This window comes from Undibacterium pigrum (assembly GCF_003201815.1).
Classification (GTDB): Bacteria; Pseudomonadota; Gammaproteobacteria; order Burkholderiales; family Burkholderiaceae_D; genus Undibacterium; species Undibacterium pigrum.
Genome location: NZ_QJKB01000009.1, coordinates 31,522 through 51,657 on the forward strand (window position 1 = coordinate 31,522; position 20,136 = coordinate 51,657).

18 protein-coding genes are annotated in these 20,136 nt (G+C 51.8%); 11 read left to right on the forward strand and 7 right to left on the reverse strand.

Features of this window, described 5'->3' with window-relative positions; genetic code table 11:
- Window positions 1-40: 40 nt before the first annotated feature.
- Window positions 41-1,645 carry a helicase HerA-like C-terminal domain-containing protein gene (locus tag DFR42_RS21750; protein ID WP_110257157.1) on the reverse strand — a complete coding sequence of 535 codons (1,605 nt, stop codon included), beginning with the start codon at window positions 1,643-1,645 and terminating at the stop codon, window positions 41-43.
- Between the two features lie 130 nt (window positions 1,646-1,775).
- Between DFR42_RS21750 and DFR42_RS21755 the strand changes: the two genes are divergently transcribed.
- From DFR42_RS21755 to DFR42_RS21795, 9 genes are all read left to right on the forward strand, one after another.
- Window positions 1,776-2,501, forward strand: a complete 726-nt coding sequence (locus DFR42_RS21755; RefSeq protein ID WP_110257158.1) for a YebC/PmpR family DNA-binding transcriptional regulator — start codon at window positions 1,776-1,778, stop codon at window positions 2,499-2,501.
- A gap of 1 nt (window position 2,502) precedes the next feature.
- The gene (gene purD / locus DFR42_RS21760; RefSeq protein ID WP_110257159.1) at window positions 2,503-3,777 is read left to right on the forward strand and encodes a phosphoribosylamine--glycine ligase; all 1,275 of its coding nucleotides are present in this window, start codon (window positions 2,503-2,505) and stop codon (window positions 3,775-3,777) included.
- A 108-nt stretch (window positions 3,778-3,885) separates the two neighbouring features.
- Window positions 3,886-4,785 (forward strand): oxygen-dependent coproporphyrinogen oxidase, encoded by a 900-nt coding sequence (gene hemF / locus DFR42_RS21765; RefSeq protein WP_110257160.1) that lies wholly within the window; start codon window positions 3,886-3,888, stop codon window positions 4,783-4,785.
- Window positions 4,776-5,459 (forward strand): nicotinate (nicotinamide) nucleotide adenylyltransferase, encoded by a 684-nt coding sequence (gene nadD / locus DFR42_RS21770; protein WP_110257161.1) that lies wholly within the window; start codon window positions 4,776-4,778, stop codon window positions 5,457-5,459. Before hemF ends, nadD begins: the two co-directional genes overlap by 10 nt.
- Before the next feature lie 5 nt (window positions 5,460-5,464).
- Window positions 5,465-6,208: a ribosome silencing factor gene (gene rsfS, locus DFR42_RS21775; RefSeq protein WP_110257162.1), complete on the forward strand. Its 744-nt coding sequence runs from the start codon at window positions 5,465-5,467 to the stop codon at window positions 6,206-6,208.
- A 202-nt stretch (window positions 6,209-6,410) separates the two neighbouring features.
- A complete protein-coding gene (gene rlmH, locus DFR42_RS21780; protein WP_110257163.1) occupies window positions 6,411-6,881 on the forward strand; it encodes a 23S rRNA (pseudouridine(1915)-N(3))-methyltransferase RlmH in 471 nt (156 codons plus the stop codon).
- 20 nt (window positions 6,882-6,901) lie between these two features.
- On the forward strand, window positions 6,902-7,519 hold the full coding sequence (locus DFR42_RS21785; RefSeq protein WP_110257164.1) for a Maf family protein: 618 nt from the start codon (window positions 6,902-6,904) through the stop codon (window positions 7,517-7,519).
- A 21-nt stretch (window positions 7,520-7,540) separates the two neighbouring features.
- Window positions 7,541-9,013: a ribonuclease G gene (rng, locus tag DFR42_RS21790; RefSeq protein WP_110257165.1), complete on the forward strand. Its 1,473-nt coding sequence runs from the start codon at window positions 7,541-7,543 to the stop codon at window positions 9,011-9,013.
- 3 nt (window positions 9,014-9,016) lie between these two features.
- Window positions 9,017-9,652: a hypothetical protein gene (locus DFR42_RS21795; protein WP_110257166.1), complete on the forward strand. Its 636-nt coding sequence runs from the start codon at window positions 9,017-9,019 to the stop codon at window positions 9,650-9,652.
- A 55-nt stretch (window positions 9,653-9,707) separates the two neighbouring features.
- Here DFR42_RS21795 and DFR42_RS21800 read toward each other — a convergent pair whose 3' ends face one another.
- The 3 genes from DFR42_RS21800 to fabI are packed head-to-tail and all read right to left on the reverse strand — an operon-like array spanning window position 9,708 to window position 13,186.
- On the reverse strand, window positions 9,708-10,970 hold the full coding sequence (locus DFR42_RS21800; RefSeq protein ID WP_110257167.1) for an acetate/propionate family kinase: 1,263 nt from the start codon (window positions 10,968-10,970) through the stop codon (window positions 9,708-9,710).
- Window positions 10,967-12,379, reverse strand: coding sequence for a bifunctional enoyl-CoA hydratase/phosphate acetyltransferase (locus DFR42_RS21805; protein ID WP_110257293.1), 1,413 nt, complete (start codon window positions 12,377-12,379; stop codon window positions 10,967-10,969). The genes DFR42_RS21800 and DFR42_RS21805 overlap by 4 nt, the downstream gene beginning before the upstream one ends.
- Before the next feature lie 27 nt (window positions 12,380-12,406).
- The gene (gene fabI / locus DFR42_RS21810; RefSeq protein WP_110257168.1) at window positions 12,407-13,186 is read right to left on the reverse strand and encodes an enoyl-ACP reductase FabI; all 780 of its coding nucleotides are present in this window, start codon (window positions 13,184-13,186) and stop codon (window positions 12,407-12,409) included.
- A gap of 295 nt (window positions 13,187-13,481) precedes the next feature.
- Between fabI and DFR42_RS21815 the strand changes: the two genes are divergently transcribed.
- Entirely contained in the window at window positions 13,482-15,314 is a 1,833-nt protein-coding gene (locus DFR42_RS21815; protein WP_245937044.1) for a PHA/PHB synthase family protein, read from the forward strand.
- Between the two features lie 110 nt (window positions 15,315-15,424).
- Window positions 15,425-16,207, forward strand: coding sequence for a substrate-binding periplasmic protein (locus DFR42_RS21820; RefSeq protein ID WP_170133627.1), 783 nt, complete (start codon window positions 15,425-15,427; stop codon window positions 16,205-16,207).
- A 4-nt stretch (window positions 16,208-16,211) separates the two neighbouring features.
- On the opposite strand, the gene DFR42_RS21825 is transcribed toward DFR42_RS21820, so the two are convergent.
- From DFR42_RS21825 to DFR42_RS21835, 3 genes are all read right to left on the reverse strand, one after another.
- Entirely contained in the window at window positions 16,212-18,209 is a 1,998-nt protein-coding gene (locus DFR42_RS21825; RefSeq protein WP_110257170.1) for a diguanylate cyclase domain-containing protein, read from the reverse strand.
- Between the two features lie 299 nt (window positions 18,210-18,508).
- Entirely contained in the window at window positions 18,509-19,534 is a 1,026-nt protein-coding gene (gene waaF / locus DFR42_RS21830; protein ID WP_342766857.1) for a lipopolysaccharide heptosyltransferase II, read from the reverse strand.
- Window positions 19,535-19,542: 8 nt separating this feature from the next.
- Entirely contained in the window at window positions 19,543-20,121 is a 579-nt protein-coding gene (locus DFR42_RS21835; RefSeq protein WP_110257172.1) for a peroxidase-related enzyme, read from the reverse strand.
- Window positions 20,122-20,136: the final 15 nt, after the last annotated feature.

Consider the following 20,136-nt stretch of genomic DNA (forward strand, 5'->3'; position numbering starts at 1 on the left):
AGTTTCTGGCGCATCACAAAATCATTGTCAGGCAGCACGATTATTTTTTCAGGATGGAACCCAATACCCCGCGGATAATTTCGCGTCCAACCTGAGAACCCATAGTTCTGACCGTAGACTTGATCATGGTTTCGACAACATTGTCCTTGCGTCGCAAGCCTGCGCCACCAAACAGGTTACCGAACACACTCTTCAGTGTGTCACCCACGCCACTGCCACCACCCTCTTGTTGCTGCGCAGGCTGAGCAACCTGTCCTGAACCAGTTGTTTGCCTGGCAGGTGCAGAAGCTGCGTTACCCCACCTACTATCCTTATTCCCGGCAGCATTACCATTATCAGCAGCTTTGTCCGAAGTAGCGGCGCTGTTGGCGACCCGGCCAGTCAATTTTTCATACGCAGATTCACGGTCTATATGCTTCTCATAGACACCGGCAACAATGGAAGTCTGCATGATTTGCTGACGTTCATCTGCCGTTATCGCACCTATTTGCGATGAAGGCGGCACGATCAGGGCACGTTGCACGATGTTTGGCCGGCCTTTATCGTCAAGGAAGGAAATCAGGGCCTCACCAACACCCAGCTCGGCAATCACTGCTGCGGTATCCAGTTTGGGGTTGGGGCGGAAAGTTTCTGCTGCGGCCTGCACTGCTTTTTGATCCCTGGGCGTGTAAGCGCGCAAGGCATGCTGAACACGGTTACCGAGTTGTCCCAGCACGGTATCAGGAATATCCAGCGGGTTTTGCGTGACGAAATACACGCCCACCCCCTTGGAACGTATCAAACGCACCACCTGCTCTATCTTTTGCAGCAAAACCTTGGGAGCCTCATCGAACAATAAATGGGCTTCATCAAAGAAAAATACCATCTTGGGCTGTTCTACGTCGCCCACTTCTGGCAGGTGTTCATACAACTCAGACAGCATCCATAGCAAAAAGGTGGAATACAGGCGTGGTGACTGCAGTAACTGGTCAGCAGCAAGGATATTCACAAAACCACGGCCATCACCATCAGTCTGCATCATGTCATCCAGATTCAGCATGGGTTCGCCAAAAAATTGCTCACCACCCTGCTCTGAGATGGTCAGCAATGAACGCTGGATAGCACCAACACTGGCGGCGGAGATATTGCCGTATTCAGTCTGGAATTCAGCAGCATTTTCGGCCAGGTATTGCAACATGGCGCGCAAATCCTTGGTATCGAGTAGCAGCAGGCCATGGTCGTCGGCAATCTTGAAGGCCAGTTGCAAGACACCCTCCTGGGTATCATTCAGATTCAGCATGCGCCCCAGCAGCAAAGGGCCAAGATCAGATACCGTAGCGCGTACCGGGTGGCCTTGCTTGCCAAACACGTCCCAGAAAGTCACAGGGCAAGCCTGCCATTTGGGTTCATCGAGTTGCAGGGCTTGCAGTCTCTGCTGGATTTTGCCCGTTGCACTGCCTGCCTTCGCCATGCCGGACAGGTCACCTTTGACGTCTGCCATGAAGACTGGCACGCCAACGGCAGAAAATGCCTGGGCCAGTGTTTGCAGGGTAACCGTCTTGCCGGTACCCGTGGCACCAGTGATACAACCATGGCGATTGGCCCAGTCAGACAATAAATTCAGGTCGAATTCGGTGTTTTTAGCGATCAACAGAGGTTTTGACATAGTTTTGGAGGGTGATTTGGGGAAGTCGGTCGGTGCCACTATGGTAAAATACTGGTCTTCATTATAAAACCAAGCCAGGCAAAATTGCCGCCCTCAGGGTGAGCTATTGTCAATTCAGGAAAGAGCGATCATGGCAGGACATAGTAAATGGGCCAATATCAAGCATAAAAAAGCAGCAACCGATGCCAAACGCGGCAAGATATGGACGCGTCTGATCAAGGAGATCACGGTTGCAGCACGCATGGGTGGTGAGGATGTTGATTCCAATCCCCGTCTGCGTCTGGCAGTAGACAAGGCGGCTGACGCCAATATGCCAAAAGAAAACGTCACGCGCGCGATACAACGCGGCGCGGGCACACTGGAAGGCGCAAACTACGAAGAAGTACGTTATGAAGGTTATGGTATAGGTGGTGCCGCCATCGTGGTTGACTGCATGACCGATAACCGCGTGCGCACCGTGGCTGAAGTACGCCATGCCTTCAACAAATACGGTGGCAATATGGGTACTGAAGGCTCCGTCGCTTTTTTGTTCCAGCACTGCGGCCAGATGTTTTTTGCCCCAGGCACGAATGAAGATGCCCTGATGGAAGCTGCCCTGGAAGCGGGTGCGGACGATGTCGTGACTGACGAAGAAGGTGGCATAGAAGTGTTGTGCGCGCCATTCAGCCTGTCGGACCTGCGTGCCAGCCTGGAAAAAGCCGGTTTCAAGGCAGAAGTCGCTGAAGTCGTCATGAAACCAAATACTGAGACCGTATTTGCCGGTGACGAAGGCATCAAGATGCAAAAATTGCTGGACGCCCTCGAAAACCTCGACGATGTACAAGAAGTATTCACCAACGCCATCATAGAAGATTAAGATGAAATTACTCGTAGTCGGCTCTGGTGGCCGTGAACATGCACTCGCCTGGAAACTCGCACAATCTGAACGTGTACAAACCATTTTTGTCGCCCCCGGCAATGGTGGTACCGGCGCTGACAGCCGTCTGAAAAACATCAACATCACAGACCCGGCAGCACTGGCAGACTTTGCCGAGCAAGAAAACATAGGTATTACCGTAGTCGGCCCTGAAGTGCCACTGGCTGCTGGCATAGTCAATATCTTCCGCGACCGTGGCCTGAAAATCTTTGGCCCTAGCAAAGAAGCGGCACAGCTGGAAAGCTCCAAGGATTTCGCCAAAGCTTTCATGCACAGGCATGCAATCCCTACGGCTGAATACCAGACTTTCTCTGAACTGGCACCTGCGCATGACTATATCAATGCCAAGGGCGCACCTATTGTCATCAAGGCTGATGGTCTGGCGGCTGGTAAAGGTGTGGTCGTTGCCATGACCGCTGAAGAAGCGCATGCAGCAGTCGATATGATGTTGTCTGACAATAAGCTCGGTGATGCTGGTGCACGCGTCGTCATTGAAGAGTTTTTGGCAGGTGAAGAAGCCAGCTTCATCGTCATGGTTGATGGCAAGAATATTTTGCCACTGGCAACCAGCCAGGATCACAAGCGCCTGCTCGACAATGACGAAGGCCCGAATACAGGCGGCATGGGTGCCTACTCCCCTGCCCCTATCGTGACGCCACAACTGCACGCCCGTGTCATGCGCGAAATCATCGTGCCTACGGTACAAGGCATGGCCAAGGACGGTATCGTATTTACCGGCTTTTTATATGCTGGCCTGATGATTGATGACCAGGGCAATCCAAAAACCCTGGAATTCAACTGCCGCATGGGCGACCCGGAAACCCAGCCTATCATGGCACGCCTGAAGACAGATTTGCTGCACGTGGTTGAACACGCAGTGAACGGCACGCTTGATACGGTGGAACTGGAATGGGACAGGCGTACCGCCATGGGTGTCGTCATGGCAGCTGCTGGTTACCCTGATGCACCGCGCAAAGGTGACAAGATCACCGGCATCCCGGCAGAAACTGCAGATACCGTGACCTTCCATGCTGGTACATCGCTCAATGAAAAGACCTTGAACGTGACCGGTGGTCGTGTGTTGTGCGTGGTTGGCCTGGGCGACACTGTCAAACTGGCGCAAAAACATGCGTATGACGTGGTGGAAAAAATCCATTTCGACGGCATGCAATATCGCCGTGACATAGGCTGGCGCGCGCTGAACCGCAAGCATTAATCCTTGCCAGGCGTACATGTTTCATGTGCGCCACCGATCTTTTAAAGCGGGTTGAGAATAGTCCAAAGACTAGTCCAGCCCCTTGCGTTTTTTAGAGTAGATAGCAGAATGACAGATACACTTGCGGTTAAAAACTACTTTCTGGGCTTGCAGGCTGCTATAGTCGCGGCTCTCGAAGAAGTTGATGGCCATACTTTTATTACAGACAGCTGGGAACGTCCTGAAGGTGGTGGCGGTATCTCGCGCGTGATAGAAGAAGGCAAGGTATTTGAACGTGGCGGCGTCAATTTTTCCCATGTCATGGGAAAAAACCTGCCACCATCTGCTGCTGCCGCCCGCCCTGAGCTGGCTGGCCGTCAGTGGGAAGCCATGGGTGTCTCGCTGGTTCTGCATCCGCGTAACCCGTATGCACCTACCGTGCACATGAATGTGCGCTTTTTTACCACCCGCGCCGAAGGGCAGGAAGATGTCTGGTGGTTTGGCGGCGGCATGGACTTGACACCGTATTACGGTTTTACGGAAGATGCGGTGCATTTTCACCAAACATGTAAAATGGCGGTCCAGCCTTTTGGTGCAGACTTGCATGCCCGCTTCAAGAAATGGTGTGACGAGTATTTTTACCTGAAACACCGTAAAGAAGCGCGTGGCGTAGGCGGCATCTTCTTTGATGACTTCAATGAGCAGGATTTTGCCAGCAGTTTTGCCATGATGCGTAGCGTCGGTGATGCCTTTATTCCGGCTTATCGCCCTATCCTGGAACGTCGCAAAGACCAGGAATATGGCGAGCGCGAGCGTGATTTCCAGGCTTATCGCCGTGGCCGCTATGTAGAATTCAATCTGGTATTTGACCGCGGCACGCATTTTGGCCTGCAGTCTGGCGGCAGGACAGAATCCATACTGATGTCCATGCCCCCCATTGTCAAATGGCGCTATGACTGGAAACCAGAGGCTGGCAGCCCGGAAGCAGCACTGGCTACAGACTTTCTGGTGCACCGGGAATGGGTTTAGAAACTGCGGAAACTGCGGCACCACCTTGTATCCTGGTATTGGGTGGCAGCTTTGACCCTGTGCATCTGGGGCATGTTGCCCTCGCCCATAGCCTGGCAACGGCATTGCAGCCGGATGAATTGCGCATCATTCCCGTAGGCCAGCAATGGCAAAAGAATGAGTTGCAAGCTACAGCAACACAAAGACTGGCCATGCTGAAGCTGGCCTTTGAAGACTGGCAACTCTGCCCTGTCAGGATAGATGAGCAAGAAATCATCCGTGCAGAGCAGGGTAAAAGTAATTACACCATCGATACCTTGCACCAGCTACGCAGAGAAGTTGGCGATGAGGCATCACTGGTATTTGCCATGGGTGCAGATCAGTTGCAAAATTTGCACACCTGGCGCAATTGGCAGGCCTTGCTCGAAGTGGCGCATTTGTGTGCTGCATCACGCCCGGGTTTCAGCCTCGATATCAGCAGCCCCGACATTGCTGACGTCTGGAAGAAAAATGCCATCAGCGCCCTGGAAATGCGTTCACGGCCAGCCGGTGGCACTTATCTGGAGAGAAATCTGGCGCAAGATGTATCTGCGACCCAACTACGTACTGAATTAAAACAGCATAACCCGACAACAAGATTGCTAGTCCCGCACAAGGTGCTAGACTACCTACAACAACAAACTATCTACCAATAAAAAATATGGATATTAAAAAACTGCAAACCCTGGTCGTTGACGCTCTGGAAGACGTCAAGGCGCAAGACATACAATTGTTTGAAACTACCCACCTGACCAGCCTGTTTGACCGCGTTTGTATCGCCTCTGGTACATCCAACCGTCAAACCAAGGCTCTGGCCGCGTCCGTACGCGACAAAGTCAAGGAAAACGGTGGCACTATCGTCAGCATGGAAGGTGAAGCGACTGGCGAATGGGTACTGGTCGATCTGGGTGATATCGTCGTCCACATCATGCAGCCAGCCATCCGCGCTTACTACCGTCTGGAAGAGCTGTGGGGCGACAAACCTGTCAAATTCGGCGCGGCAAAGCGTACTTCTGCTAAAAAGGTCGAGGCTGAAGAAGACAGCGACAAGCCTAAACGCGTCCGCAAAGTGGCTGGCAAGGCTGCTCCGCTGGAAGTCACGCATGACATGATGGCGATCCAGACTACGCTGGAAGATGAAAAGAAACCAGCGCGCAAACCACGCGTCACCAAAACTACTGGCGATGCTGAAGGCAAGCCAGCACGCAAACCGGCGGCACGCAAAGCTGCTGATGGCACTACTGCGGCCAAACCAGCCAAGATCCCAACCGGTGGCCGCGTGAAAGTAGCTGCAACTAAAACTGCAGTTGCTTCCGCCAAGCAAGCCGCAGAAAAACGCACAGCCAATGCTGCTGCCGCGCCAGCAAAACGCGCTCCGGCACGTAAGAAAGCAACAGAGGAATAATTCTGTAAAAGCTCGATCCCAAATGGCTGCCTCGTGCAGCCATTTGTTTAAGAGAAGGACTTAAGCAAAACCGCCACAGCTGCGTTGTAGCTCCTAGCCGTACTAAAGTACTGTCTTCGTCGCTACGCCTTGCTGTGACAATTTTGCTTAAGTCCTGAAGTACCCGGTTTCAAGACCTATTTCGCAGCAAACAGACACAAACATGCAATTGATCATCGCCGCCGTCGGCCACAAAATGCCCTCCTGGATAGAAACAGGCTTTCAGGAGTATGCCAAGCGCATGCCGCCAGAATGCCGCGTCATCCTCAGGGAAATCAAACCGGTAGAACGCTCGGGCAGTAAAACGGCTGAAACCGTCATGGCCCTGGAGCGCACTAAAATCGAGGCAGTCATCCCCAAGAATGCCCGCATCGTCGCCCTGGATGAACGCGGCAAGGACTGGACCAGCGTCGCCCTGTCACAAAACCTCACGCAATGGCAGCAGGATGGCCGCGATGTGGTCTTTATCATCGGTGGAGCTGATGGTCTCGATGCAGAATTCAAAGCCAAAGCCGATACCCTGATACGCATTTCCAGCCTGACCCTGCCACATGGCATGGTCAGGGTACTGCTGGCCGAACAGCTATACCGCGCCTGGTCAATTACCCAGAACCACCCTTATCACCGGGTATAAGCTATACCAAGGAGACCGCCATGCTAAAAGAAAATAAAATCTACCTGGCATCAAAAAGCCCAAGACGCCGCGAATTGCTGCACCAGGCAGGTATAGAATTTGACTTGCTGCTGCTACGCGATGCCGCACCGCGCGGGCCAGATGTGACCGAGATCGTCTTGCCTGGCGAAGCACCAGAGGCCTATGTCAACCGTGTCACCCAGGAAAAAGCAGACAAGGCATGGGAAATCATGCATCTGCGCAAAATGCTGCCACGCCCCGTGCTCGCCGCCGACACCACGGTGGTACTCGGCAAGCAAATACTAGGCAAGCCTGCCGACAAACAAGAAGCCATACAAATGCTGAGCATGCTGGCAGGTCAGACACATCAGGTGCTGACCAGCATTGCCGTGCATTCTGCACTGGGCAGTGCCGCCGTCACCCAATGCTCGGAAGTCAGTTTTGCTAAGCTAGATGAACAGCAGATACTGGCCTACTGCAATAGCAATGAACCCTATGACAAAGCCGGTGGCTATGGCATACAGGGCGCGGCTGCCCGTTTTATTTCACACATCAAAGGGAGTTATTCTGGCATCATGGGATTACCTTTATTTGAAACCTGCCAGTTGCTGCGTCAGGCAGGTATCTTTATTCCCTAAATTGAAGTATCAGAGAAGCTTATGAGCGAAAACCTCCTCATCAATATCACCCCTCAAGAAACCCGCGTTGCCCTGATGTTCCAGGGCGCGGTACAAGAACTCCATATAGAACGTACATTGTCACGCGGCCTGGTCGGCAATATCTACCTGGGTAAAGTCGTGCGCGTCTTGCCTGGCATGCAGTCTGCCTTTATCGATATAGGCCTGGAACGCGCCGCCTTTCTGCATGTGGCCGACATCTGGGATGCCCGCTCACAAGACGCCAATGGCAATACCAACGCGCCGCTGACACCGATAGAAAAATTGCTGTTCGATGGCCAGTCAGTGACTGTGCAAGTCGTCAAAGACCCGATAGGCACCAAGGGCGCACGTCTCTCTACTCAAATTTCCATCGCAGGCCGCATGCTGGTCTACCTGCCGCAAGACTCACATATCGGCATCTCGCAAAAAATAGAAAACGAAGCCGAACGCGAAGCCCTACGTACCAAGGTACAAAACCTGCAACAGCCAGAAGAAAAAGGCGGCTTCATCGTCCGCACCATGGCAGAAGATGCCTCGGATGAAGACTTGAAGGCCGACGTCGATTACCTGCGCCGCACCTGGTCCACCATACTGCAATTGGCCAAGACCCAGCCACCAACGACCCTGCTGTACCAGGACCTGAATCTGGCACAGCGCGTCTTGCGCGACTTTGTCAATGAAGAAACCGACAGCATACAAGTCGATTCGCGTGAAAATTACATCATGCTGCAAGAGTTTGCGACGCATTACATGCCGTCGGTACTTGGCAAGCTGCAACACTATATAGGTGAGCGCCCGCTGTTTGATTTGCATGGCGTGGAAGAAGAAATAGAGCGTGCCCTGGGCCGCCGTGTCGATCTGAAGTCTGGCGGTTACCTCATCGTCGACCAGACCGAAGCCATGACCACTATCGACGTCAACACCGGCAGCTTTGTCGCTGGCCGCAACTTCGATGACACCATCTTCAAGACCAACCTCGAAGCCGCCCACGCCATCGCCCGCCAGCTACGCCTGCGCAATCTCGGCGGCATCATCATTCTCGACATCATCGATATGGAGAATGAAGAACACAAAACCGCCGTGCTGGCTGAACTCAACAAAGCCTTGTCACGCGATCGCACCAAGCTATCTGTTTCCGGCTTCTCCGCTCTCGGCCTGGTAGAAGTCACCCGCAAACGCACCCGTGAATCACTGGCTCATGTACTGTGCGAACCCTGTCCTGCCTGCAGCGGCAAAGGCCAGGTCAAAACCGCCCGCACCATCTGCTACGAAATCCTGCGCGAACTGCTACGCGAAGCGAAACAATTCAACCCCAGAGAATTCCGCATCATGGCTTCCCAAGTCGTGGTCGATATGTTTCTCGAAGAAGAATCCCAACACCTGGCCATGCTCGGTGACTTCATCGGCAAACCTATTTCACTGCAAGTGGAGAACGTGTTTCATCAGGAGCAATACGATATTATTTTGATGTGATCCATGAGTACACCACCACCCAGCCCAAGACTATTCGTCATTTTTGCCAGGGAAGCCCATGTAGCGGCAATCTTCGCACGGGGACCAAGCAACTGGTTTCACGTCATTCGCTGGGATACTCCCAATGACGTCTTTGAATCTGGCGCATGGATGCGTGGCCGTTTATACCCTCAACGCTGTGACCTGTCGCCAGATGGGGAACTGTTACTCTATTTCGTGCTTCAGGCGCGACCCTGGCGCACAGACTATAAATCATCCTGGACGGCCGTAAGTCGCCTGCCCTGGCTGCACGCCCTAGGACTCTGGCCACAGGGCCATACTTGGGGTGGTGGCGGTTATTTTATAACGAATCGCATAATTTCCCTCGAAAACGGTCTTTCGTATAAAGCTCACCCTGAGCATATTCCCCTTGGACTGGAAGTTATTTCCAGCGGTGGAGAACGAAAATCGTCCAGTAATGAGGTCGCAGGTGCAGAATGGTCAGGCCGCGACCAAAATAATCGCCTGGTATTTACTGCCAATGGAAAATTGCACTGGCAGCGAGAAGATCAGACTGTGCAGGTCTTAGCCGACTTCAACGGCAACAAACCCGCCCCGTGCGAGGCGCCACAATGGGCCAAGCGACCATTGGCAGACTAATCTCTGCATGCAAGTATCCAAGTTGTATCGAGCCAATTCTGGTTACTGTCCAAAATCATAGGTATATCCCGGCCTTTGATATGCAGGAATTGGTAGTATCACTTCTCAGTAACTGCTGCGCATCCATTGCAGCAACACGCCCCTCATCAGTAGGTACAATCCAGACTTCTATTTTGCTGCCTGGAGTATGAAAAGACATGATATCGTCACCGCGTGCCGCCTGATTTTTTTCCGCGTCGACTTGTACACCAAGATAGGCCAAGCCTTGTACCACTTGCTGCCTCAATGCGGCATCGTGCTCGCCTATACCACCTGTAAACACAAGTACGTCGAGGCCGTTCAAACAGGCGCTTAATGCACCGCATTCGCGTATGACGCGATAGGTGAACAGGTCTATGGCAAAGCTGGCTTGCGGGTCGCTGCTGGCGCGCAAGGTGCGCATGTCGGCAGAGATGCCTGATATGCCAAGCAGACCAGATTCTTTGTACAGAGTGGTTTCTATTCTCTTCCCATCCCAGCCCTGCTGCATCAGGTGTAGCAGGACACCTGGGTCGAGGGCACCGCAGCGTGTGCCCATCATCAGGCCGTCTAGTGCAGAAAAACCCATGGAGCTGGCGATGCTTTTACCATTTCTCATGGCGCAAGCGCTGGCACCATTACCCAGATGCAGCATGATGACGCGCCCGGCGGCCGGATCAAATGCACGAGTCGATTGCAGGGCCAGGTGGCTGGCGACATAGCGATAAGACAGGCCATGAAAACCGTAGCGGCGTATACCAGTGGCACGTAGGGATTGCGGCAAGGCGAGCGTGCTTTCGCATGTGGGCATATCGGCATGGAAGCCGGTATCGAAACAGGCTATTTGAGGTATGCCGGGATAGGCGCGGCGAAAGGCTGCGACGCCTTCGAGATTATGAGGTTGATGCAATGGTGCCAGTGTGTCCAGGCTATGCAGATAGGCAAGGGCTGCGTCATCTATCACGATGGACGCTGAGAACCTAGCGCCGCCATGAACGATGCGGTGCGCGACAGCCACTATCTGCATGTCTGCGCTTTGGCTCATCAACAAGCTGTGAAGGTCCGCTAATGCGGCAGCAAACTGGTCCCCCTTTACTGCTTTGATTGCAGCTTTGTCCAGCGTCAATGTCTGCGTTTTAGTACCAGCGCGGAATTGTATTACGGGCTCACCGCCCGGTTGCAAGCCTTCGATCACACCAGTCAGATTACTTCGGCCTACCCCTGCATCAGCAAAAGGATACATGGCAAACTTGATGCTGGATGAACCTGAATTCACTGCCAGGATGACCGGGCTTTTCATGGCGTATTTTTCCGGTATTCATGGGCCAGCAATTTGACGAGCGCGGCTGAAGCAACTCTGGAAGATGGCCCGTCGGCACGGCTGGTCAATGCAATGGGCACTTTGGCACCGAGGACAACGCCACAAGTCGCAGCGCCTGCCAGATATTCAAATTGCTTGCCCAGCATATTGCCCGATTCCAGATCCGGCACCATAAGAATATCGACATCGCCTGAAACTTCAGAAACTATGCCCTTGATCTGTGCTGCACGGGCAGAAATGGCATTGTCGAATGCCAGCGGGCCATCAATGATGGCACCAGTGATTTGCTTGCGTTCTGCCATTTTGCACAATGCAGCAGCATCGATGGTGGACATGATTTTAGGGTTCACCGTTTCTACCGCAGACAAGAGCGCGACCTTGGGTAGCGGGATGCTCAATGCATGCGCCAGGTTAATGGCATTTTGCAGTATGTCAGCTTTTTCTGGCAGGGTGGGATAGATATTCAGGGCGGCATCTGTCAGCAGTAACAGCTTGTGATACATGGGCACATCCAGATGATATACATGCGATAGCCGGCGCCCCGTGCGCAAGGCCGCGCATTCAATGACGGCATGCATGAGTTCATCGGTATGCAGGCTGCCTTTCATCATGGCTTCTACCTTGCCTGTGGCAGCCATTTCTGCGGCTATGGCTGCTGCACCATCACTATGTGGTGCGTCGATTTTTTCAAAAGCTGAAATATCGATATTCGCGGCAGTGGCAACCGCAAGCAGTTTTTCCAGCGGCGCGATCAGCACCGGGATAATCAAGCCCTGTCGGGCAGCATCCACTGCTCCTTGCAAAGAATCTGCATCGCAGGGATGGACGACAGCACAACGTATCGCTGGCAAATCCTTGACACTGTCAAGCAGGTGACGCTGGCGCTCGCCCAGATCAAACATGGTCATGGTGGGCAAACGTGTGCGCGGGCGGCTGACTTTCTCTGTCGGGGCGATGACCAAGGCGTTTCCATAGACAACTCTGTCACCTTTCTGGTTGATAATTTCGCAGTCCAGGGTTACACGTTTTTTTTCATCATCTTTTGCCACGACTGTGGCTGATACGGTCAGGGTATCACCTATGCGTACGGGCTTGGCAAAATGCAGGTTTTGTTCCAGATAAATCGTGCCTGGCCCTGGCAAGCGCGTACCGAGGATGGTGGATATAAGTGCCCCACCCCACATACCGTGGGCGATGACACCGTGGAACAAGGTCTGCGCTGCATACTCAGCATCCAGATGGGCAGGATTAATATCGCCAGATACTGTGGCAAAAGCCTGGATATCGGCATTGGTCAGCGTACGAACCTGGCTGGCGCTCTGTCCTATTTGCAAGTCTTCGTAGACGACATTGGAAATAATATCTGGCTCGTTCAAGCCGGTGTTCATGGTATTCATAGAATTCTGTTTTTTTCCTTAATTCACGATATGGTAGCCACCATCAACATACAAGGTTTGCCCAGTCATGCCGGAAGATGCATCGCTGACCAAAAAGGCGGCCAGCCTCCCGATTTCATCCAGTGTTACCAACCTCCTCAACGGTGAGCGGTCTATGGCTTTTTGCATCAGCACATCAAAATCCTGCAAACCCGATGCGGCGCGGGTAGGCACAGGGCCAGGGGAAATGGCGTGTACCCGTATGCCATGTGCACCTAACTCAGTCGCCAGGTAACGCACGGTTGACTCAAGTGCCGCCTTGACCGGACCCATGATGCCATAATGAGCAACTGCTTCGTCAGCACCAAGATAGGTCATGGTCATGATACTGGCATTCATGCTCAAATGTGGCTCACATAATTTGGCGAGCCGGACAAATGAATGACAGGACACATTCATAGCGCGCGAGAAGCCGGCACTGGAACTGTCAATGACGCGGCCGCGCAAATCATCCAGCGGTGCCCAGGCGATGGAATGGATGAGGAAATCAAATTCACCCAGTTCATTTACTGCTGCATCAACCAGTGCTTCGAGTGATCCATCCTGCTCGACATCGCACACCACCAAGCTTGATTCAAGCGCATCTGCCAGTGGCCCGACGAATTGCCGGGCCTTGTCATTGACGCAGGACAACAGCATTTTTGCACCCAGTTGCCGCAGCATGGCAGCACATCCATAGGCAATGCTGTGTTCGTTTGCCAGGCCGATGATGATGCCACGCTTGCCTTGCAAAGAAAAAGAAGAGCTAGCTTCAGTCATTTATTTTACCGATCATGATGATGTGAGAATGTCGCCGGGGAACGCTGCAAAAGTACGCTGCGGGTGCCATTTTGCTTGCGCATGTTAGAAAGGCGCATGTTGCTCATCCAAACGTTGATGCAGATCAAACTCTGTACACAAACATCATAAAGACACGGCAAGAAAAAATTATTGTGAGTCACTAAGAAGTGTACTGTGAAAGTATTGCTGCATTTGCACAATGCTATTGATGCGTGTCAATTCAATTGAGTGACATGGCTGCCAGAATGCGCAAAGTCTCTATAAGGATGTACCGATGAAAACCGATTACAGCCCAACCCCACCCTATCAGCAAACTGAAGAAAAACGTGAGCAACTATGCTATCTCAGTGATGGCAAGACAGAAGTCCACCCCCTGGATATGCTTTTGCAAAACAATATCGCCAAACTGACTGGCGGTCTTTCTCCTGCAAGTATGGCGCTGGCCTGGATGGATTGGGGCATGCATATCGCGATGTCACCTGGCAAACAGATGGAACTGGCGAACTTGCTGCAAAAGCAAATAAGCAGTTGGCCACAACTTCTGACACCGGTCTTCATCGGCAGTGCTGTTGATAAAAAAAGTGCATCAAGTATGTCTGCAGATCACCGTTTTAGCTACCCGGGCTGGGCCAACTGGCCTTTCAATGCCATGAGTCAGTCATTCCTTCAAGGGCAGGAATTATTGCAGGCAGCAACAACGGGGGTGCGTGGTGTCAGTGCCCATCATGAAAATGTCGTCAACTTCATGTCCAGGCAATTACTGGATGTAATTTCACCAACCAACATCCCCATGCTTAACCCGGAAGTCATCGCAACTACACAGGCGACTGGAGGCAGGAATCTGATGACAGGCGCAGCGCACTGGCTGCAGGACCATGGTCTGGAATTTACCATTCCTGGTGTAGATACAGGTGAGCACAAGTCTGAACAACTATCTTACCAACCGGGCCGGGATGTCGCCGTGACGGAGGGCAAGATCGTATTTCGCAACCACCTGATAGAACTGATACAGTACGAGCCGCAAACTACCAAGGTCTATGCAGAACCTGTCTTGATCGTGCCTTCATGGATCATGAAATACTACATCCTCGACTTGTCGCCACATAATTCCCTGGTACGTTTTCTGGTCAGCCAGGGGCACACGGTCTTCATGATTTCCTGGAAAAACCCTGGCAAGGAAGACCGCAATCTAGGTATGCAGGATTATCTTGACAGCGGCCTGTTTGCTGCACTTGAAGAAACTGGCAAATCAAGCCAGCACAAAGCTGTGCACGCCGTTGGTTATTGTCTGGGTGGTACTTTGCTGGCAATTGCAGCAGCGGCACTGGCGAGTGAACATGCAAAAGAATACACCCGGCATTTGCCAGCAGTGAAGTCGCTGACTTTGCTGGCGTCACAAACTGACTTCACTGAGCCTGGCGAACTTGGCCTGTTCATTGATGACAGCCAGATAGCCCTGCTGGATGCGCAAATGTATGAGCAAGGCTACCTGACTGGCGAGCAGATGACTGGGTCATTTCAATTGCTGAATTCACGCGACCTGATCTGGTCAAAGATCATGCGCGAATACCAGATGGGCACACGCAATTCACCGAATGACCTGATGTCATGGAATGCCGACACCACGCGCATGCCTTACCGCATGCATAGCGAGTATCTGAAGCATTTATTCCTGCACAATGATCTGGCAGAAGGTCGTTATGAAGTGCATGGCCATGCCATTGCGCTCAATGACATACAGGCCCCCATGTATGTGCTTGGCACTGTACGTGATCATGTATCTCCCTGGCGTTCTGTCTATAAAATCCATGTGTTGACAGATGCAGTTATTGACTTTGTACTGGCATCTAGTGGCCACAATGCGGGCATAGTTTCTGAACCTGGTCATGCCCACCGCTCATTTCAACATTTGCCGGCAGATCAGCGCTGTCAATCGTTTCAGCAGGCAGATGACTGGTTCAAAGCCGCTACAAATGAGACAGGCTCATGGTGGACACATTGGCAAGCTTGGCTGAGCAATCATTCAAGCACCACACAAATCAAGGCAAAAGCAGTCGTTGACAAAGGACTTGGTGTTGCCCCTGGCAGCTATGTATTTGAAAAATAAGCTTAATTCACAATATTTCCAAATTTCTTCCATGCCATAAGGAGTAGAATATTTTTCGATAAGGCAAATCTCTTTGGTGGGGAAAGATCACGGCAACGATGTTAAAGAAAATGCATCAAAAAAGAAGGTATTTCCTGGGTGCCATTCCTTTGCTGCTGTCCACTGCTGGCTGGGCAGCAGAACCGCGCAAACAGGTTTTGCTGATTGCTGAATCGAATGCCACCAATACACCGCAAGTGCCGTATAACCCTATTTTCCAGCAAGCTGTGGGCTATGTGGAAAAGGAATTGAACCTGCAGTTTGAATACCGGCGCTATCCCTGGAAGCGATTATTACAAAGCCTGAATGAGGGTGAGGGACTGGCGTTTGGGCTGTCTAAAACCAGGGAGCGGGCGCTGACCCTGCACTTCTCCCTGCCCGCTTTTGCTACCCATGTCTGGCTGGTGGTCAGGAGTGACCAGACTTTTTCTTTTTCGCAAATTGCAGATTTACAGGGCAAGACGGTAGGCATGGTACGTGGCTCTACTTATGGCGATGAGTTTGACAGGGCAAAGTCCAGTCTCTTGCTGATAGAAGATGATTTGTATTCCCTGCCCTCGCGCCTGAAGAAATTATTGAGCAAACGCACTGATGTCATGCTCTTCAGCCACCATGACCCTGACCCACGCAAAGTGGAAGCCATGCTCAATAAAGTCATGCCTGAAATAGCGCCTGACACACCTATGCCACCTGGAGTGACATTCAAGGTACTGGATCATTTTCTGGCTGTCGATTACATCCATTTTGCGATACTGGCAAGCAAGGATGATGGCATCATAGAGCAGTTGAACAAAGCCATACGCAAGGGCCAGCAAGACGGCTCACTCTCGCCAGTGAACCTGCAAAAGAAATAAGCCACTACATCGAAACCCGCATGTTTTCCTGATAAAGCCTGACCTGGTCACGCCCGCCCGCCTTGGCGGCATACATGGCAATGTCTGCTTTTTTGGCCAGTTCGATTTCGCTGCTACCGTGGTCAGGATAGATGGCAACACCTATGCTGGCCGAAATGAAATGCTCATTACCGGCAATAGCAAACACCTGCGACAAGACTGCGCGCATTTTTTCAGCCAGCAGGCAGGCACTTTGTTCATCAGTAACATTCAGGGTAAGAGCGACAAATTCATCGCCACCTATACGGCCTACGGTATCGGATTCACGCAAACACTGCTTCATACGTTCTGCAGCCTGCTGCAGCAAAATATCGCCGACTGCATGTCCATAGGTGTCGTTGACAGGCTTGAAGCGGTCAAGATCAATATACATGAGTGCCAGGCGTGTTTTATTTCTTTTTGCCAGTGCCAGCCCCTGTGCCAGCCGCTCAAAAAACAGGGTGCGGTTTGGCAAATGGGTGAGGCTGTCATGATGGGCCAGATAGGCCAGCTTGTCATTGACTTGCTTGCGCTCACTGACATCAACTTTGACGGCAACATAATGCCGGGTCTTGCCTTTTTCATCCCTGACTGGGGCAATGTGGGCTTCTTCCCAATACACTTCACCGTTCTTGCGGCGGTTGATCAATTCACCGGTCCAGACTTCACCACGCAATAACTGCGCCCACATGGTCTGATAAGTTTCAGTAGGAATTTGCCCGGATTGCAGGATGCTAGGCTTTTTGCCTATCACTTCATCAGAGGCATAACCTGTTTCTATGGTGAAGTGGGGATTAACATATTCAATGAGGCTATCTGCATCAGTAATAATGACCGAGGTTGGGCTGTGTTCTATGGCAGAGGATAGCAGGTTCAGCCTCAGTTCATTTTTCTTCAGTTCGTCGAGGCTGTTGCCCAGTCTGCGATTGACTTTAAAGATATACAAGGCAACGCCACCAACAATGCCTGCAAGTAGCAACGTCACCATGGTCCAGAAATAAAACCAGCGCAAATTCACATCGGGATTGGCGTCATACAGAAATTCATCAAGGGGAAAATTTGCCGGCAACATGCCCAGTTCTGCGTAAGTGTCGGCAATATGCCGCCAGCGGCCAGGATTCATATAGCCGATGGCAATCAATTCGCGGCTCATTAAGTAACTGGTTTGCGCTGCTTCATAATGAAAAAATTCCTTGTTGTAGTGCTGGGCATCAGGCCCTTTATAACGCTGCAAAATCATGTCGATGATTTCATCCTGATGGCTCATCGCATATTCCCAACCGCGCAGGCTGGCAGCACGAAACGCTTTTACCCGCTCGGGATGGGTGCGAATTTCATGTTCAGTGGTGAACAGATTATCCCCATAAAAATCAATCCCGGCAGAACGTGGTGTAAAAATGTTATAGGCAAAACCAGCCTGGCCAAGACGAAATGGTTCATTGGTGAGATAGGCAGAGATCACATCGACCTTGCCGTCGATCAGCTCATCAAGGCTGAAGCTATGCTCGACTTGCTTCAATTGTTCAGAAGGCAGATGCTCACGCTTCAGATAGGCCAGCAACTCCTGCGATTGCGGTTCCAGCATGATGCGCTTGCCCATGAGTCCATGTACGGTTTGCGCATCAATCTCTTTTCTTGACACAAGGATCAGGGGTGAATGCTGGAATATGACTGCCAGTGCCACGACTGGCTTGCCTGCCTTGCGCGCCAGGATCAGGCTGCTGGTGCCCACACCATATTCTGATTTGCCGGAAACAACTTCCTCAACCACATCCAGCCCGGGTTGTGCCTGCACGAGGTCAACATCGATGCCAACCTCACGGTAATAGCCCAGCTCTTTTGCGGCGTAATAACCAGCAAACTGAAAAGCATGGGTCCATTTGAGTTGCAGGCGCAGCTTGTCAGCAGCCAGACCTGCGGGCGCAAGAAAAAGCTGCATGCACAGGCATGCCAAGCCTAGCCACCACTTTGCTTGCATAGTCATATGTGGATGCCAAAAGTATGTCAATACTGCAATGCCTTGCTTATCCCAGCTTAATGCTAGCGGGCAGCAGGCACAAGTACATCATGCTTTATTGAAACGATAAGTTATTGCGATCTTACAACAAGCGGCAAAGTCAATTGTGGCTTTACACAATCATTTACACTCGCAATCGATTGCAACAAACCCGCATTGCATCCGGTTGTTTGAAATTTCAGGGGTAACACTAGGGAAAATTGCAATTTAGCAAGAATGCTACACCATCGTCGCATTCTTGCCTTTGTTGAAAGAGGTGAACTCACTCAAGCCAGGATGACTTCCAAAGGCTGCCATACCATCTGGCTAGTAAGCTTGTTCATGCAGTCATGATGACCAAGAGGACATTCTCTTTGCTTGCACGGTGCGCAGGCCAAACGCAACGATAGTGAATGTGCAATATCAGAAAAAGGTGGCGCGTGGTTGGGATCAGTCGGACCATAAATGGCAATCACGGGTCTGTTGAATGCCGAGGCGATATGCAATAAACCAGAATCATTCGACACCATGGCATTGCTTGCTGCTATCAAGGCCAGCGCCTGATCGAGTTTGGTCTTGCCAGCAAACTGATGAACGGCAGGGCAAGCTTGCTTGATCTGCTGGCAAACTTCAACATCCTTGGGCGAACCCAGCAAAACAATTTGTGCATCGGGATGTGCTTGCAGGATGGTCCTGGCCAGTTCTGCAAAATGGCTAACAGGCCAGCGCTTGGCATTGCCAAATTCTGCACCGGGCGCAAAACAGATCAAAGGCTGTTGAGCAGACAAACCCATATCCTGCAAAACTGCATCTATCTGTGCAGCCGTGATTTGCAAGCGAGGCTTGGGGAAGCTCTGCACAAGCTCAGTTACAGGCTTGCTGGCGAGTGCCGCATAAAATGCGACCATGGCGCGCGGTGCGGGCTTGCTGTCATGGTGCATGACATTGATGAGGCCGTAACGGCTTTCACCTTTGTAACCTACCCGCTTTTTGATGCCTGCCATCCATGGTAGCAGTGCAAATTTGAGAGTATTTGGCAAAACATATGCTGCGGCATAGCCACGCTGGCGCAATATCTGCGCATAGCGCCAGCGTTCACGCAATTGCAGTGAGCCATGCTTGAAAGGTGTTTCCAGCACTGTATCCACTTCTACCATGGCGCGCAACACCGGTGCTACCCAGGAGGGTGCCAACACATCGATCGCAGCTTGCGGATGGTCGCGTTTCAGCAATTGCAGCAAAGGCTGGGCCATGACGGCATCGCCTATCCAGTTGGGTGCAATAACGAGAATGCGGCTTGCAGGACTTTGCACAACTACGCTCATCTTGGCGTACGCCCCATGAGAAAGAACTCATCATTCGGGCGCATGGAAATCACATTTGCCATGCGGTTCGACAAGCCAAAGAATGCGGTAATGGCAGCGATATCCCAGATATCTTCATCATCAAAACCATGCTTGTGCAACAAGGCATAATCTGCCTCATTGACGCTTTGTGAATCCAGGCACACCTTGATGGCAAAATCCAGCATGGCGCTTTGACGTGAAGTGATATCTGCCTTCAAATGATTGACAGCTACCTGGTCAGCCACCAGGGTATTCTTTGCATAGATGCGCAGGATGGCGCCATGAGCAACCACGCAATACAGGCAATTGTTTTTGGCGCTGGTGGCGGTGACGATCATTTCACGCTCGGCCTTGTTCAAGTTGCCTGTGGTCTTCAGCATCAGGGCATCATGATAGGCAAAGAAGGCGCGGAATTCATCGGGCCTGTGCGCCAGCGTCAGGAATACATTTGGCACAAAACCGGCTTTTTCCTGCACGGCCAATATCTTTTCGCGTATATCTTCAGGCAAGTCTTTGATTTCTGGAACAGGGAAACGGGAAATCGTGGTAGTCATGGCTTCTCCTTTTAT

Excerpts from the sequence above, each read along its gene's own strand:
- nadD (WP_110257161.1), top strand. The coding sequence starts at position 4,776 with ATGGGTTTAGAAACTGCGGAAACTGCGGCACCACCTTGTATCCTGGTA.
- DFR42_RS21785 (WP_110257164.1), top strand. The coding sequence starts at position 6,902 with ATGCTAAAAGAAAATAAAATCTACCTGGCATCAAAAAGCCCAAGACGC.
- rng (WP_110257165.1), top strand. The coding sequence starts at position 7,541 with ATGAGCGAAAACCTCCTCATCAATATCACCCCTCAAGAAACCCGCGTT.
- DFR42_RS21815 (WP_245937044.1), top strand. The coding sequence starts at position 13,482 with ATGAAAACCGATTACAGCCCAACCCCACCCTATCAGCAAACTGAAGAA.
- DFR42_RS21835 (WP_110257172.1), bottom strand. The coding sequence starts at position 20,121 with ATGACTACCACGATTTCCCGTTTCCCTGTTCCAGAAATCAAAGACTTG.
- DFR42_RS21750 (WP_110257157.1), bottom strand. The coding sequence starts at position 1,645 with ATGTCAAAACCTCTGTTGATCGCTAAAAACACCGAATTCGACCTGAAT.
- rlmH (WP_110257163.1), top strand. The coding sequence starts at position 6,411 with ATGCAATTGATCATCGCCGCCGTCGGCCACAAAATGCCCTCCTGGATA.
- DFR42_RS21825 (WP_110257170.1), bottom strand. The coding sequence starts at position 18,209 with ATGACTATGCAAGCAAAGTGGTGGCTAGGCTTGGCATGCCTGTGCATG.
- DFR42_RS21795 (WP_110257166.1), top strand. The coding sequence starts at position 9,017 with ATGAGTACACCACCACCCAGCCCAAGACTATTCGTCATTTTTGCCAGG.
- DFR42_RS21800 (WP_110257167.1), bottom strand. The coding sequence starts at position 10,970 with ATGAAAAGCCCGGTCATCCTGGCAGTGAATTCAGGTTCATCCAGCATC.
- DFR42_RS21805 (WP_110257293.1), bottom strand. The coding sequence starts at position 12,379 with ATGAACACCGGCTTGAACGAGCCAGATATTATTTCCAATGTCGTCTAC.
- hemF (WP_110257160.1), top strand. The coding sequence starts at position 3,886 with ATGACAGATACACTTGCGGTTAAAAACTACTTTCTGGGCTTGCAGGCT.
- DFR42_RS21820 (WP_170133627.1), top strand. The coding sequence starts at position 15,425 with ATGCATCAAAAAAGAAGGTATTTCCTGGGTGCCATTCCTTTGCTGCTG.
- rsfS (WP_110257162.1), top strand. The coding sequence starts at position 5,465 with ATGGATATTAAAAAACTGCAAACCCTGGTCGTTGACGCTCTGGAAGAC.
- purD (WP_110257159.1), top strand. The coding sequence starts at position 2,503 with ATGAAATTACTCGTAGTCGGCTCTGGTGGCCGTGAACATGCACTCGCC.
- DFR42_RS21755 (WP_110257158.1), top strand. The coding sequence starts at position 1,776 with ATGGCAGGACATAGTAAATGGGCCAATATCAAGCATAAAAAAGCAGCA.
- fabI (WP_110257168.1), bottom strand. The coding sequence starts at position 13,186 with ATGACTGAAGCTAGCTCTTCTTTTTCTTTGCAAGGCAAGCGTGGCATC.